We start from the raw sequence: 16,641 nt of genomic DNA on the forward strand, positions 1-16,641 counted from the left end.
TAGGAATGCAGTATGACATACACAGGTGAATTAGCGATTGAACAACAACTCATTGACCAATTGACGACTGGAAACAGTCAATGGAGTTATCGGAGTGATTTAAAAACAGAGGATGCCCTCTGGGACAATTTCTTTGCCAAATTAGAGCAAAATAACGTTGCCGTGTTAAATGGCACGCCTTTGACGGAGCAAGAAAAGGCACAGGTTAAAAACCAGCTTAACTTTATCAATTACTACGAAGCTGCTAAATGGTTGGCGGGTGAGAATGGCATTGCCAAAGTTCAAGTACAACGTGAGGATGCTAGTCTAGGCACTATCCGTTTATCCGTCATTTGGCGAGATAATGTTGCTGGCGGTACCTCTTCTTATGAAGTGGTGAATCAAGTGGAGCGTCCTAAAGTAGAACCAGCAGACCAAGACAGAAGACTCGATGTGACGTTGTTAATCAACGGACTGCCTCTGATTCAGATTGAACTGAAAAATGCCCAACATCCGTTTATGGATGCTTTTCGTCAAATTAAAAAATACGACCGTGAAGGCAAACTGCGCGGGATTTACTCTAGCTTACAGATGTTTGTCGTGTCTAACCTAACGGATACTCGCTATATCGCAGCCGCAAAAGAAAACAAACTCAATGATACTTTCTTGACCAAGTGGGTGGATACCAACAATCAACCAGTGCTCAATCTTTTTGCCTTTGCCAAAGAGGTGCTCTCGATTCCAAGAGCCCACCAGATGGTCATGCAATATTCAGTGATTGACGATGACAAGAAAGCCTTGATTTTACTTCGTCCTTATCAAGTTCATGCCATTGAAGCGGTGCAGGAAGCCAGCCGTAAGCAAGAGTCAGGCTATGTCTGGCACACAACTGGTTCTGGTAAGACCCTGACTTCTTATAAGGTCGCTCGTAATCTTTTACAGATTCCGTCTATTGCCAAGACCATTTTTGTGGTGGATCGTAGCGACTTGGATCAGCAGACGACCTCAAGTTTTCTCTCCTACGCTGCCAATGATGTCATTGACATTGACGAGACGGATAATACTCATCAGTTGGTAAAACGACTGGTGGCAGATGATAAGCGCGTGGTGGTAACGACTATTCAAAAACTGGCAACCATGATGCGCAAAATTGAAGACGGGCTCTACAGCAAGGAAGCAGATAAAATCAAGCAACTCAAAGTCGCCTTTGTTGTGGACGAATGCCATCGTGCGGTGACCCCACAGGCTCAGCTTAAACTCTCAAGCTTCTTTATCCATTCGCTCTGGTATGGTTTTACAGGAACGCCAATCTTTGCAGAAAACAAACGCCAACAACTCGGGAATCTCGCCCAAACAACTGAAGAACAGTACGGCAAACGCCTCCACGAATACACCGTTAAGGAAGCTATCCATGACAAGGCTGTCCTTGGCTTCAAAGTGGACTATAAAAACACCCTCATTCTCAATAAAGACATCGCTGAAAAAGATATTCCAGACAGCGCCTATGAGGACGAGGAGCACATGCTAGAAGTGCTGGACGCTATCATCAATAAATCCCGTGGGCAACTTGGCTTTCAAAACGGTGTCGGACAGACCTTTAATGCCATCTTAACCGTGAAGTCTATCCCTATGGCGCAGAAATATTATGACCTCTTAAAACGCGTCAAAGCAGGTGAGACTAGAGTGAAGATTTCTGAGCGCGTGAAGCAAGTCCTCCCAGATTTTCCAAAGTTTACCATCACTTACTCCGTGACGGAAAATGACGAGGAGTCAACGGTCAATCAGAACAAGATGAAGGAAGCTATCTATGATTACAATGCTGAGTTTGGCACCCACTACACGATAGCAGACCTGCGTGGCTTCAATACCGATGTCAATAATCGCCTGGCTCGTAAGAAGGACAAGTACCTCTTCCGTGAAGAGCAACTGGACTTGGTTATCGTGGTTAACCGTCTTCTGACAGGTTTTGATGCCCCTTGTCTTTCGACTCTCTTCATCGACCGCAAGCCCATGCAGCCTCACGATTTGATTCAGGCCTTTAGCCGAACCAACCGTATCTTCAATGGTGCTAAAAAGTTTGGTCAGATTATCACCTTCCAAACCCCAGATGCTTTTAAAGAAGCCGTGGACAAAGCGTTGCGCCTTTATTCCAACGGCGGTGAAACCAGTGTTTTAGCCCCTGAATGGGCAGACGAAAAAGCAGTCTTCGACGAAAAATTAGCCATCCTGCAAAATCAAATAGCGACAGACAGCGAGATTGGACTGGATATCAGCAGTGCTAGTACCGAATTACTCAAGAAATTTGCCAAATCCTATCAAGAATTTGACCGTTATTTTGCCTCTATCAAGGTCTATTCCGAATACGACCAAGATACCATCTTTGCAGAAACAGGATTGACAGAAGAACTCCTAGAAACCTATATGGGCACCTACCAAAATGTCCTCGAAGAAATCAAGAGACGTAAAGATGATAATGACGATTCAGACGATGAACCACTCGATATCCTCTATGAGTTGGAATCCGTCCATCTCGATGAGATTAACTACGAGTACATCATTTCACTCATCCAAGCCTTTATCCCGCAGGCAGATGATGCCCAAAAAGAATTGACCGCCAAAGACATTGCAGCCGTGGATGCCTATATCGCAGACCTTGCCAAAACCAACCAAGGCCTTGCTCAAGTTATCGCCGACCTCTGGCTCCAAATCCAAATGGACCCAGAAAGCTACCGCGGACAATCCATCACCAATATCCTCGACCAAATGATAGAAGCCGTGATTACCAAGGAAGTCACCCAACTGGCTAAGAAATGGTATATCGGCGCAGACGAACTCATGTATCTCGTCAAAAACTACCGCAAAGGGGAGAGCAAGCAACTTGGCGAAAGCGAACTCAGCCAAAGCCAACGCTACCAAGACTATAAAACCGACGTCGCAGAAGCGCTCAACCCCCTCAAATACAAAATCGAAATCAAAAAAGCCTACACCCAACTCATCGAAGAAGTGATAGAACCACTGAGAGTGAGGAGGTAGGCATAAGATACAAAGAACCGATTCGCTATAGCGAAAATTCCTAAATGAAAAATAGGGAATTGGCGATGTTTGTTTACAGACAAAACAATTCATCTTTTTTTTCCGAAGGAATTAGGTTCGTGTTCAATTAACAACATACAGCATCGTAGGCAAGTTCAATTTTTAATATATTGTTGTCTACTGTATTCATAATTTTTTTAGAAAAATTGAAAAAAGTAGTTAAATTTGTTAAACTATTGGTAAACGTAGTAAAAGGAGGTGTTTTATGAGTAAAAAAATAGATATTAACTATGAAAATTTAAAAAGTTATATTCAGATATCAGAAACTCCTCTTGATGTTATTAGAACAAAAGTGAACAAAATAGATAAAATTTTGACTGGGGAAATACAGCCAACATTCAATCAACTTTCTACCATTGCAAGAATTATAAATATTCCTACTGGATTGTTGCTACTGAATAAGAAGATAAATACTGCTGATGTAAGGATAAATTTTCGAACTATTAACTCTCACATAATTTCAGATATGAGTCCAGAATTAAGAGATACTATTGCTGAGATTCAAACAAAACAAGATTTCTTGAGAAGTGAAGTTGATGATGAATTAGATTTTATTGGTAGTTTTTCCATAAAATCTTCAGAAAAGGATGTTTTAGATGCAGTTCGTAGCTTACTAGGTGAAGAATTAGTTAAAAATAGACTTTCGTCTTATCGAGAGAAAATGAATAATTTAGGTGTTTTTGTCTTTTTTAATGGTAAAGTGAAAGACAATACACATAGAAATTTAAATTTGAAGGAATTTCGGGGATTTGTACTAACAGATAAAAAAGCTCCAATTATTTTTATTAATCAGAAAGACTCGAAAACAGGACAATTGTTTACCATAATACATGAGTTTGTTCACTTATTATTTGGACATAATGATTTAGTGGAAAATAGTAATTCTTACCTTAAAGATCCATTAGAAACTTTTGTCAATAAAATTACAGGTGAGTTTTTGGTTCCTGCTGATTCATTAAAATCCTTACTTATAGAAACGGCAGATTACGAGGAGCAATTGAATCGAATTTCTAACAAATTTGAAGTGAGTCCGTTTGTTATTGCAAGAAGACTACTAGATTTAAAATATATCAGTAACATAGCATATAATGAGATTATTGAGAAATTAGAAGTAGAGTTTGAAAAAATCTCAAAAATAAATAAGAAAACTTCAAAGGGAAATTATAATCATAATTTAAAGTTTAGAATGGATAAATCTTTCTTTAAGTATGTAAATAATGCTGTTATACAAAATAAAATTTCTCAGACTGATGCTATGGAAATCGTTGGAGTTAAATATAAAGGCTATAAAATATTAGTAGAAGGGATTAAATAGATATTGTACTTATTAGATGCTAACATTTATTTGAATTTTTATGATAGATACTATAAGGTACAATTTTTTCCATCTTTTTGGAATAAATTACCTTCTATTCTAAATTCAAAAGTCATAATTCCAGATGTAGTCATAAGTGAGAACTATCAATCGTCTTTTCTTTCTGAGTGGTTAAAACAAAACTATTTAAAAGAAATTATCAATCATAAAGATTACGTTGCAGACTGGGGAAGTGTGCTAAATTATATTAGTGAGAGTGATGTATATTCTGACGGAGCTTTAATGGGTGATAAAGGATGGGCACACGAAAGGATAGCTGATCCTTGGATTATAGCAATTGCAAAAGCTGAAAATCTTACAGTTGTTACTAGCGAAACTAGTAATGTTAGTTTAAATAGTAAAAATCCAAGTAAAAATCCTAAAATACCAGATGTTTGTAAGGAGCTTGAGGTTCGTTGTATAGATATGAACACTTTTTTTGAAGAAGTAAACTTAATGATTTGATGACTCTCTTGAGTTTAGAAACTCAAGGGAGTTTTCTTAAAACATATAGAATATATTGGAGTTAATCATGGCAAAATCAACTATCCCCACCCTCAGATTCAAAGAATTTGATGATGAGTGGAAGATAAAACAACTTGGAGATATTTCTCAACTTTTAAATGGTAGAGCGTATAAGCAAGAAGAATTGTTAGATAATGGAAAATATCGAGTACTTCGTGTTGGGAATTTCAACACTAATGAACAATGGTATTATTCAAATCTAGAATTAGAAGAGAATAAGTATGCTGACAATGGCGACCTACTATATCTCTGGGCAACTAATTTTGGTCCAGAAATTTGGAATGGTGAGAAAATTATTTATCACTATCACATTTGGAAAGTTTTAATAGACGAAGCAATTATAGATAAAAGATTTTTTTATACTTTGCTTGAACAAGATAAAGAGAGAATCAAGCTAAATACAAATGGATCTACTATGGTTCATGTTACCAAATCCATGATGGAGGAAAGAATTCTAGCTGTCTCTTCCCTCCCCGAACAACAATCCATCGGCTCTCTCTTCCAAACACTTGATGAGCTCTTGTCTGCCTATAAGGATAATTTGGCCAACTATCAAGCTTTTAAGGCGACCATGCTGTCCAAGATGTTTCCAAAGGCAGGACAGACTAGCCCTGAAATACGCTTAGATGGATTTGATGGTGAGTGGGAAGAGAAGAAGTTGAAAGATATTTCTGATAGTATCGAATATGGTCTTAATGCTTCTGCGAAAGAATTTGATGGTGAAAATAAGTATTTGAGAATTACTGATATTGATGATGAAAGCAGGAAATTTATAAAAAAGAGCATGACATCACCTGATATTGATGTAGCTAATTTAGATAATTATCTTCTCGAACCCAATGATGTACTATTTGCTCGAACAGGTGCTAGCGTAGGTAAGAGCTATATTTACAAGGAAAGTGATGGCAAAGTTTATTTTGCAGGATTTTTAATAAGAATTAGGATTTCTAAAGAATTCGATGCCAATTTTGTTTTTCAAAATACTTTAACTAGAAAATATAAAAATTTTATTGAAATTACTTCTCAACGTTCTGGTCAACCAGGAGTAAATGGTAAAGAGTATGGAGATTTTAAAATATTCTTTCCATCATTGGAAGAACAACAAGCCATCGGCGCTTTCTTCTCAAACCTAGATGAGCTTATTTCTAATTACCAAGACAAAATCACGCAACTGGAAACCTTGAAGAAAAAACTTTTACAGGATATGTTTATTTAAATGTTGTGAGGTATTATGTGCAAAAACAATAGTGTTATACAGTTAGAAAATATTGATACTTCTACTGCGGAAGAAAATTTTTCCAAGTTATTGGATGAAAATAAGACCTATTTTTTAAACGGTGCTTGGGGTTCTGGTAAAACTACATTCTTAGATAAGGTTTCTGAAAAGAAAAATAAAAAATTGATATTTATTGACTTATGGAAAATCAATGATAGTAGACCTACCTTAGAAATTGTTTTTTCAAAATTACATCCCAAATATTATTATGGAATATTAGTTTTATCAATTTTATCTGTGGTAGTTTCGATATTGTCAACGAATGTTGTTAATCTTGGAATTGAAAATCTTATTAAAGAAATTGGACTCCCATTTAAATTTCTATTTTTCTTTGTAGGTATTATCGCTTTATTAGTAGCTATCTATCAGTTTTTTAAATTCAAATCAGATATTTTTTGGATTTTTCTTCTTAATAAATTAAAGCATGATAAATCTGTATTAATTTTTGATGATTTTGATCGCTTAACAGATAGGCAACAGGAAGAAGCATATAAAATTTTTAGTCTTCTTAAAGGGAAATTACCGATTGTGTTTGTAGGAGATATTTCAAATATCTACGAAGTGAAAACCAACTTTCTTTCGAAAATTATTGATAGAAGAATTGCGTTGCCTTTTGCACTGCATCCCAAGAATATTTGGGAGACCTATTTTGGTGCATTAGAAGAAAAATTTGAGACGATACTTTCGCAGGATTTTAAACAACTCATTATAAATGAGGGGAGAAATTTAAGGGATAGAGAGCATTTCAATGACTATGTTAGCAAGGAATTTTTTGACCGATGTAAGTTAGAACATGTTCAAATAGAGCAACAGTTACTAGTAATTTATACCTATCTATTCCACTCAAATCTCTATCAAAATTTAATAAATGGTTTTGGTGTAGATATTGATGAGGGAGAAGATGTTCCAAAATTTCTAATAACCTCTCAAATTGATGGCTTATATAAATATAATGAAGGCTATCCACCGTGTTTTGCCTATAATCGTAGTGAATATTTTTTATATGAACAAGTATCAAACACAGCAGTCAGTGAGCTAGAGGAGATAATTAATAGTGATGTTCTACTTAAGGAGCAATTATTATCAAGCAGTGGTACTGATTTCTACAAGTATTTATCAGCTAATTATGGAAACTTTACTAGGGAGAGAAAAGAGAAGTTACTACAGTTGGCTCTAGAGTATATACGTGACTATAAGACGAGTGATACAATTTCCTACATTATTCGCGAAAAACAAAAAGAAATCATGCCTCCTAAACAATTCATGGGAATGCATGGTAACTCTATGATGTACTCTATTCCTAAAGAGCGTGAAAATAAAACTGACGATGAAATTAATCATGAAATCTACGAAGGGTGGAAAAAAGTTTTAGATAACGCTGGCTATGATTTTTCTAAACAGCTATATCTCTTTGAAAAATATCACATTTTTAGTTTTCATGAACTAGGAGAATTGTTCCCTGATATTCAGTGTGATAACATTTTGAATTCTTCAGATGAAAGGAAAGATATTGTGCTTGCAGTTTACCTTTCCGGTAACAATTTATGGGCAAAATTTTCTGAATGGACAGATGACATCTGGGAAGTAGTTGATTCATTAACTGATACTCAATTTATATCTTTTTGGATTTTACAAGGTATTATTTTCAATGGAAAAAATATAGATGATTTTGATTACATCCCTGCGGATAAAACATTTACTGTCTGGGAAAAAACTTACAGCTTTGATTATGGAAATGAAATAGATAATTCTCAAACTGTAAGTATGTTGAAACATCGATTAGATAAAATGGAACTAGAAGGTTTTAAATTCAAATATGAGATAGATGAAAGATATAAAAGAGAGGACTAATTTTTAAAAACTCTTTTATCGGATCAATACCTTTTTCGAATAATAAGATAAGCACTTAATGTGTTTCAATAACTTAAAAGTATTTACGTTCGATAACTTTTGAGTTATAATTGAAATAGAAAAATTTCTACAAATATCTATTACAAAACGAGGCACGGTATGACAACAAACAATCCAGCTATTGGTAGCCGTTGGGAAGATGTTCAAGAGAAGCTTTTTACACCTGAGGAATTGCGTGAAAGTGATTTGAGGGTGGCTGTCATGCTGGAGTTAATTAAGGCAAGGCAAGAAAAGGGTATCAGTCAAAAGAAATTGGAGCAGCTCAGCGGTGTTAGTCAGCCTGTGATTGCTCGGATGGAATCTGGAAAAACCAGTCCGCAATTGGATACGGTTTTGAAGGTGCTAGCCAGTCTTGGAAAGACCTTAGCTGTTGTGCCTTTGGAGCAGTAGTAAAATAACGACTATCTAAGTTACTTGGAGTACTTCCTATCAGCTCTGCTATTTTCAAAAAATAAACCTTTAGAAAGACAAGAACATGGAACAACTACAAACCTCCCAATCGCTGTATCAGGCGCTTTGGAATTCGGCGGATATTCTCCGCTCTAAGATGGATGCCAATGACTACAAGTCCTATCTCTTGGGCATGGTCTTTTACAAGTATTTGTCGGATAAGATGCTCTTTTACGTGGCTGAGACCATGGAGGAGCCGACAGATGACTTGCACAAGGCTTTAGGCCTCTATCGTGGTTACTACGAGGACGAGGAGACGCATAGTGATTTGCTGGCGGTGATTAAGGGCGAGATGTCCTATGCCATTGAGCCAGACTTGACCTTTACGGCCTTGGTGGATCGGGTCAATGACGGTACTTTTCAGCTAGAGGAGTTGGCACAAGGTTTCCGTAACATCGAACAGGCGGATGAGCTCTTTGAAAATCTCTTTGAAGATATTGATTTGTACTCGAAAAAGTTAGGGGCGACGCCTCAAAAACAAAACCAAACTATTTCAGGGGTCATGAAAGAATTGGCGGTGTTGGATGTGGCAGGTCACGCTGGTGATATGCTTGGAGATGCTTATGAATATCTGATTGGTCAATTTGCGACTGACTCAGGGAAGAAGGCTGGAGAGTTTTACACGCCACAGCCTGTGGCTAAGCTAATGACGCAGATTGCCCTACTTGGTCGTGAGGATAAAAAAGGCTTCACTCTTTACGATGCCACAATGGGTTCTGGTTCTCTGCTCTTGAATGCTAAACGGTATAGCCATGAACCAAATACTATTTCTTATTTTGGTCAGGAGCTCAATACCTCGACCTATAATCTGGCGCGCATGAACATGATTTTGCACGGTGTACCGATTGAAAACCAGTATTTGCACAATGCAGACACACTGGATGAAGACTGGCCAACACAGGAGCCAACCAACTTTGATGGGGTGCTCATGAACCCACCTTATTCAGCCAAGTGGGCAGCAGACAGTGGTTTCTTGCAAGACCCTCGTTTCTCAGCCTTTGGCGCCTTGGCTCCAAAATCAAAAGCGGACTTTGCCTTTCTCTTGCACGGTTACTATCACCTCAAGCAAGATGGTGGGGTCATGGCCATTGTCCTACCACACGGAGTTCTTTTCCGTGGCAATGCGGAAGGGAAAATCCGTCAACATCTGCTAGAAGAGGGGGCTATTGATACCGTGATTGGTCTGCCAGCCAATATTTTCTTCAATACCAGCATTCCAACCACAGTTATTGTTCTCAAAAAAGATAGAACCACTCGTGATGTTTATTTCATTGATGCCTCTAAAGAATTTACCAAGGGTAAAAACCAGAACCTCATGGAAGATAAGCACATCGAGAAAATCTTAGAGGCTTACAAGTCTCGCGAGGACATGGACAAGTTTGCCCATCTGGCGAGCTTTGAAGAGTTGCAAGAAAATGATTTTAACCTCAATATCCCTCGCTACGTTGATACCTTTGAGGAGGAAGAAGTAGCACCATTGACGGATATTGTTGCGAACATTAACAAGACTAACCAAGAGATTGCGACCAAGTCAGCCCAGCTGACAGACCTCCTTCACCAGCTCAAGGGCACCACACCAGAAGCACAGGCTGAATTAGACGCCTTTTTGAAGGATTTGACTTTATAGACATGTGACACCAGACCATCATCTGGTGTTTTTTGGCATTCAAAAAACCAACTCCGCTTGGAATTGGTTTGGTGGGTTAATATTTGCTCCAGGTTTTTGGGATGAATAGAAGTAAGATTGGGTAGATTTCCAAACGTCCTGCAATCATGGCAAAGGAAAGGAGCAGTTTAGAAAATGGGCTAAAGATAGCAAAGGTATCTGCGGTGCCTAGCATTGGCCCAATATTGTTAAACGTTGAGGCTACAGCGCTAATGACCACCATCATATTATCATGATCAAGAGATAGGCTTAGGGTCAAGCCTAGCATGATGAGCACATAGATTCCCAAATATTTAAGGACACCATGCTGTGTTGCTTTATCAAGAGGCTGATGATTGATGTGAATGGTCATAATTCTGTTGGGATAGAGGCTTGAAAGGGCTTGAAGTCGCGAAATTTTGGAAATAATCATCGCTCGAGCAACTTTGATTCCACCAGCGGTTGACCCAGCAGAGCCACCAATAAACATTAATAATAACAAAATAACTTGTGAAAAAAGTGGCCAGGCAGTGATATCGGTTATTCCAAAACCAGTCGTGGTAATCACAGAAGTTACTTGGAAAAATGATAATTCTAAACCCTTTTGAACCGTTGGATAGAGGTGGCTAACATTTAGAAAAATCATAACAGTCGCCATTGCTACAATACCAAGATAAACACGAAGTTCCTCGTCTCCGATAAAGGTTTTTAATTTGCGGATTAAAAGGAGATAATAAAGATTGAAATTAACCCCAAAAACCAGCATACCGATGGATACAACATTGGTAATCAATGAACTGTTATAGTGAGCAATCGAATCATTATATACCGCAAAACCACCAGTACCAGCCGTCCCCATCGCAGTGACTAAACTATCGTAAAAAGGCATTCCAGAAATGATGAGAATTAGTGTCAAGATAGCAAACATTGCCAAATAAATAATATATAAAATTTGGGCAGTATTTTTTAATCGTGCAACAACTTTACCAAATACCGGTCCAGGAACTTCGGCTTTCATAACCTCTAGATGGGCATTTTTACTATTATCCATAATCGCCAGTGCAAAAACCAGTACCCCCATACCACCGATTAAATGGGTAAAGCTACGCCAAAAAAGTAAGGAGTGAGATAAGACAGCAACATTTGGTAAAATAGTTGCCCCTGTTGTTGTAAAACCAGAAGACACTTCAAAGAAGGCATCAATAATATTTGGAATTTGACCAGAAAAGACAAAGGGAAGTGCTCCAAAGAAGGACCAAAGAATCCAGACTAGGGCTGTGATCAGCAAGCCTTCTTTAGTGTAAATATGAAGATTTTTAGGCTTGGCTATAATGCCTAGCATGCCTAAGATAAGTAGAATAGCCTGCGTCCCCAAGATTGCCCATAAAATATTTGCCTTTTCTTGATAAATGATTGCTACAATCAATGGGACAAACAGTAACGCAGCCTCAATTAAAAGAAGTTTAGCAAGGAGAAATCTAATCATAGAACGGTTCATGACTTACCTCGCTAACAATTCAAAAGAGTTTGTGATGTTCTGCAAAAGCGTAATAACAACGAGCTTATCATCAATAGCTAAAATGTCATCACCTGTTGGATAGATTGGCTTCCCGTTACGAATGATTGCTGCAATCAACACATCTGACTTAAAACGAAGTTCAGCCAGTGATTTTCCAACCATTTGATTACCTTCACGGATTTCAAATTGGAGGGTCTCTATGCGCCCATCTCCAACATGGTGGAGGGCATCAAGGCTAGAGGCATCTTGAGCATTTTTACGACCACGGATAAAGTGCATAATATTGTCAACAGCAATACGTTTTGGTGTTACAATACTTGAAAATTCTTCACGGTCGATAATTTCCAACAAGCTTGTACGGTTAACTTTGGTAATGTTTTTGCGGACACCAATTTTTTCTAAAAACATTGATGTAATGATGTTTTCTTCATCAATCGGTGTTAGTGTGGCAACGGCGTCAAAGTGTTCGACCCCTTCTTCTAAGAGGACGCTTTTGGCTGTTCCATCTCCCTGTACGACGTGAGTTTCAGGGAATTCCTCACTAAACCATCGAGCGCGTTTTTCATCAACTTCGATAATCTTAACATTCACATGTGCTTTGCTATTTCTAAAGATATTGAGCAAGTAATAAGAAATCTTACCTGCACCAATTAATAGCATGCGACGCACTGCCTTTGATTTAACAAAATTATGAAAAAGAATCATTTCAACACGATTTCCTGTGACGAAAATGATATCACCGGTCTGTAATGTAGCATCTCCATCAGGAATAATAATATCTTGTCCACGTTGAATGGCACAAACAAGAATATTTCCAAATTTCTTACGGAATTGGCTTAATTGTAGGTTACAAAGCTTGCTACCGTCGGAAATTTTGAATTCCATTAACATGACACGTCCATTGACAAAGTGCTCAACAGACTTAGCGTTTGGGAATTCAACACTGTTGGCAATATAACGAGCTGTTAAAAGCTCTGGATTGACTACGAGTGAAAAATCTAAGAAGTTCTTATCTTTAAAGTAGGTATTCGAATACTCAGGATTCCGAACACGAACGACAGTTTCTTTAGCCCCCATTTTCTTAGCTAGTACAGCTGCAATCATATTCAATTCATCTTTATCTGTTAGTGCAACAAAAATATCACAATTTTTAATCTCAGCCTGTTCTAAAATCTTAAAATTAGCTCCATTTCCGACAATGCCAATCATGTCGTGACGTTTAACGATTTGTTTAAGAACTTGTTCATTGTCTTCAATTAAAGTAACATCATGCTTTTCATCAACTAATGAGCGGCATAGAGCGGAGCCGACTTTTCCAGCACCAACTACAATAATTCTCATGGATTAAACATCCTGAAACATATCTTGAATGTCGATATGTTTTACCTCTCTTTTAATATCTTATATATTATACTCCTTTTTAGGAAAATTGCACGAAAAATATCAGTATTTCTTACATTATTATCAACTTTGTATTTACAGCTAAATTATGATAAAATGAGAAAATACGATACATGGAAAAGAGAGAATAAATGTCTAAAGAAACTCTAATTTTGCTTTATGGTGGACGTTCTGCGGAGCGTGAAGTGTCGGTCCTTTCTGCAGAGAGTGTTATGCGTGCGGTTAATTATGAAAAGTTTTCTGTTAAAACTTACTTCATCACACAAACAGGCCGTTTCATTAAAACACAAGAATTTTCTGAAACACCTAGTGCTGACGAAAAGTTGATGACTAACGACACCATTGTGGACGATCAAGAAATTCGTCCAAGTGATATTTACGAAGAAGGTGCTGTTGTTTTCCCTGTCCTTCACGGTCCAATGGGAGAAGATGGTGCCATCCAAGGTTTCCTTGAGGTTTTGAGAATGCCTTATGTAGGGACTAATATTTTGTCATCAAGTGTTGCGATGGACAAAATCACAACCAAGCGTGTTCTTGAGTCTGCTGGTGTTCCGCAGGTGGCTTATACGGTATTCATCGAAGGTGAAGACTTAGAAAAAGTTATTTCTGATACTTTAGTTAAACTGACCTTCCCTATTTTTGTCAAGCCGGCTAATATGGGGTCGTCTGTAGGAATCAGCAAGGCAGAAGATGAAGCTAGTCTTCGCTCTGCTATTTCCCTGGCCCTAAAATATGACAGCCGTATCCTTATCGAACAGGGAGTCGTTGCGCGTGAAATTGAGGTTGGACTTCTAGGCAATACTGATGTCAAGACAACTGAAGCGGGAGAAGTAGTTAAAGATGTTGCCTTTTATGATTATCAAGCCAAATATATTGATAACAAAATTACAATGGCTATCCCAGCGGAGATTCCAGTAGAAGTCATGAACCAGATGCGTGATTATGCTGCAAAAGCTTTCCGTGCTATTGGAGGTTGTGGGCTATCCCGTTGTGACTTCTTCTTGACAGAGGATGGTTCAATTTACCTCAATGAACTAAATACCATGCCAGGCTTTACGCAATGGTCAATGTACCCACTTCTTTGGGACAATATGGGATTACAGTATCCAGACTTAATTGAAACCCTCGTTCGTCTAGCTCAAGAGATGTTTCACAAGCGAGAAAGTCATTTGATTTAAAATATGATATAATGAGAGAGCTTAAGCTCTTTTTTTGATCTTTTATAACAATAATTTTCTAGAACAATAACGGGAGCTGTATTATGATAGTTACCATATAACTGGTTAGATTAGGTAATCGGGATTGATAAAAATAGGCCAAACTGGCTGCACTATTCAGTCAAGACAATCATCAAAATGGTGAACTATGTACGTTAACGAAAGGACTAATATGGATTTAACCTTACACGAAATTGCGCGTGTTGTGAGAGCAAAAAATGATGTGTCTATTTTTGAAGACCTCTCATTGAATAAAATTGAGTTTGATAGTCGACTTATAGGGACAGGAGATATCTTTCTGCCTCTCAAAGGAGCACGTGATGGGCATGATTTTATAGCGACAGCTTTTGAAAATGGTGCTGTAGTCACTTTTTCAGAAAGAAAAGTTGATTTCCCGCATATTTTAGTGGAAGATTGCTTAAAGGTATTTCAGGAATTGGCTGCTTATTATCTTGAAAAAATGGCTGTTGAAGTCATTGCAGTCACAGGCTCTAATGGAAAAACAACCACTAAAGATATGATTCATGATATCCTAGCAACAACTTATAAAACCTATAAGACACAGGGCAACTATAATAATGAAATTGGTTTGCCTTACACGGTTCTTCATATGCCAGAAGACACCGAGAAAATCGTTTTAGAGATGGGGCAAGATCACCTTGGCGATATCAAACTCTTATCTGAGTTATCCAAACCAAGCATTGGTGTCATTACGTTGATAGGCGAGGCTCACTTAGAGTTCTTTGGAACGCGTGAGAAAATTGCGGAAGGCAAGATGCAGCTAGCAGATGGTATGCCAAGCGGTGCTACTTTATTATTACCAGAAGATACCATTGTAGATACCTACCTACCTGATGGTCTAAGCATTCACCGCTTTGGAGACAAGGCAGAGCTTAAGGTCTTGAACTTGGTAGAAGAAAAAGAAAGTTTAACATTCAAGACTAATTTCATGAGCTCGGCTATTACCCTTCCAGTACCAGGAAAGTATAACGCTACAAATGCTATGGTTGCAGCTTACGTCGGAAAACTTTTAGAGGTTACCGAAGAAAATATTATCTTAGCCTTATCACAGCTTAACTTGACACGCAATCGTACCGAGTGGAAAAAAGCTGCTAATGGTGCTGATATTTTATCAGATGTCTATAATGCCAATCCAACAGCTATGCGTTTAATTTTAGAAACTTTTTCAAGTGTTCCTGCTAATGCAAATGGTAAAAAAATTGCTGTATTAGCAGACATGAAAGAATTAGGTGAACATTCTGTAATGCTACATAATCACATGATCATGAGCTTAAATCCAGAAATGATTGATACAGTCATTTTCTACGGAGAAGACATTGCAGAGCTTGCCCAATTAGCCAGTCAAATGTTCCCGATTGGTCATGTTTATTATTTTAAGAAAACAGCAGAAGAAGATCAGTTTGCCCAAATGATTGTCCAGATTACTGAATTGTTGCAACCTAATGATCAGATTCTACTTAAAGGATCTAATTCGATGCAGTTAAGTCAAGTTGTTCAAGTATTGGAGGGAGTGTAATTTGGATTTCTTCAGTACCGTACCTACCAGCGTTTTGACTTTGCCACTGTTTGGAACCCTACTGAGTCTATTAGGTCTTCCGATTTGCTTTTATTTGGGATATCGCTATAGAGGTTCTCATCGATTTATCATTGCTGTGAGAAGTGTATTATCCCTCATGATGCTTTTAGTCTATTTGTGGTATGTACGAATTGGCTTTCCCTTAAACGAAGCGCTACCTCTTTATCATTGTCGCATAGGGATGTTTACTATCTTATTATTTCCAACTAGAAATATCTTTAAACATTACTTTGCGTTACTTGGCGTCGTTGGCGCCGTTTTGGCAGTTGCTGTCCCTGCTTTTTACCCCTATCCGCTTGTCCATGTGACGAATACTTTCTTTTTTATCGGACATTATTCTCTACTAATCCTGTCGCTGGCTTATCTTTTTGAAAAAGGAGAGCAAGAACTCAGTTGGTGCCAGGTTATCAGCATTACTCTTGGCTTAAATCTTGCTTTGGTTATTGTCAATTATCTTACTTTAGCTAATTACGGATTCTTGACAGATACGCCGCTGATTCATACGACAAATATTCTGTTTAATTACGTTTTAGTAAGTACTGTCATGATTTTACTGGTTAAATTAATCAGTGTTATGTTGCAATTTTTTACTTCTAAAAAATAAGTATTTATGAAGAATTTTTTAAATATCGTATTAAATTTTTGACAATAAAAATGAAAGTGCTACAATGACA

Annotated in this window: 12 protein-coding genes; 10 read left to right on the plus strand and 2 right to left on the minus strand. The window is 37.8% G+C overall.

Going from position 1 to position 16,641, the window contains the following annotated elements; all coding sequences use genetic code 11:
• Positions 1-12: 12 nt before the first annotated feature.
• The 7 genes from ACFPQ3_RS06465 (at position 13) to ACFPQ3_RS06495 (ending at position 10,215) form a co-directional block, all read left to right on the plus strand.
• Complete coding sequence (locus ACFPQ3_RS06465; RefSeq protein WP_156805276.1) at positions 13-3,012, plus strand: type I restriction endonuclease subunit R; 3,000 nt, start codon at positions 13-15, stop codon at positions 3,010-3,012.
• 265 nt (positions 3,013-3,277) lie between these two features.
• Positions 3,278-4,387 carry an ImmA/IrrE family metallo-endopeptidase gene (locus ACFPQ3_RS06470; RefSeq protein ID WP_156805275.1) on the plus strand — a complete coding sequence of 370 codons (1,110 nt, stop codon included), beginning with the start codon at positions 3,278-3,280 and terminating at the stop codon, positions 4,385-4,387.
• A gap of 3 nt (positions 4,388-4,390) precedes the next feature.
• The gene (locus ACFPQ3_RS06475) at positions 4,391-4,891 is read left to right on the plus strand and encodes a DUF4411 family protein (protein WP_156805274.1); all 501 of its coding nucleotides are present in this window, start codon (positions 4,391-4,393) and stop codon (positions 4,889-4,891) included.
• A gap of 67 nt (positions 4,892-4,958) precedes the next feature.
• Positions 4,959-6,167: a restriction endonuclease subunit S gene (locus tag ACFPQ3_RS06480; RefSeq protein ID WP_156805273.1), complete on the plus strand. Its 1,209-nt coding sequence runs from the start codon at positions 4,959-4,961 to the stop codon at positions 6,165-6,167.
• A gap of 15 nt (positions 6,168-6,182) precedes the next feature.
• Positions 6,183-8,078, plus strand: a complete 1,896-nt coding sequence (locus tag ACFPQ3_RS06485; RefSeq protein WP_156805272.1) for a P-loop NTPase family protein — start codon at positions 6,183-6,185, stop codon at positions 8,076-8,078.
• 159 nt (positions 8,079-8,237) lie between these two features.
• Positions 8,238-8,528, plus strand: a complete 291-nt coding sequence (locus ACFPQ3_RS06490; protein ID WP_156805271.1) for a helix-turn-helix domain-containing protein — start codon at positions 8,238-8,240, stop codon at positions 8,526-8,528.
• Between the two features lie 85 nt (positions 8,529-8,613).
• Entirely contained in the window at positions 8,614-10,215 is a 1,602-nt protein-coding gene (locus ACFPQ3_RS06495) for a type I restriction-modification system subunit M (protein ID WP_156805270.1), read from the plus strand.
• A 76-nt stretch (positions 10,216-10,291) separates the two neighbouring features.
• Here ACFPQ3_RS06495 and ACFPQ3_RS06500 read toward each other — a convergent pair whose 3' ends face one another.
• Together ACFPQ3_RS06500 and trkA are read right to left on the minus strand one after the other, a co-directional pair.
• Entirely contained in the window at positions 10,292-11,731 is a 1,440-nt protein-coding gene (locus ACFPQ3_RS06500; protein ID WP_156805269.1) for a TrkH family potassium uptake protein, read from the minus strand.
• A 3-nt stretch (positions 11,732-11,734) separates the two neighbouring features.
• On the minus strand, positions 11,735-13,093 hold the full coding sequence (gene trkA, locus ACFPQ3_RS06505) for a Trk system potassium transporter TrkA (protein ID WP_156805268.1): 1,359 nt from the start codon (positions 13,091-13,093) through the stop codon (positions 11,735-11,737).
• Positions 13,094-13,284: 191 nt separating this feature from the next.
• Here trkA and ACFPQ3_RS06510 point away from each other — a divergent pair, with 191 nt between their 5' ends.
• From ACFPQ3_RS06510 to ACFPQ3_RS06520, 3 genes are all read left to right on the plus strand, one after another.
• Positions 13,285-14,331, plus strand: a complete 1,047-nt coding sequence (locus ACFPQ3_RS06510) for a D-alanine--D-alanine ligase (RefSeq protein ID WP_156805267.1) — start codon at positions 13,285-13,287, stop codon at positions 14,329-14,331.
• 211 nt (positions 14,332-14,542) lie between these two features.
• A complete protein-coding gene (locus ACFPQ3_RS06515; RefSeq protein ID WP_156805266.1) occupies positions 14,543-15,907 on the plus strand; it encodes a UDP-N-acetylmuramoyl-tripeptide--D-alanyl-D-alanine ligase in 1,365 nt (454 codons plus the stop codon).
• Position 15,908: 1 nt separating this feature from the next.
• A complete protein-coding gene (locus ACFPQ3_RS06520; RefSeq protein ID WP_161980638.1) occupies positions 15,909-16,571 on the plus strand; it encodes a TMEM164-related integral membrane acyltransferase in 663 nt (220 codons plus the stop codon).
• Positions 16,572-16,641 lie beyond the last annotated feature (70 nt).

The organism is Streptococcus caledonicus (genome assembly GCF_042656225.1).
Taxonomy (GTDB): Bacteria; Bacillota; Bacilli; order Lactobacillales; family Streptococcaceae; genus Streptococcus; species Streptococcus caledonicus.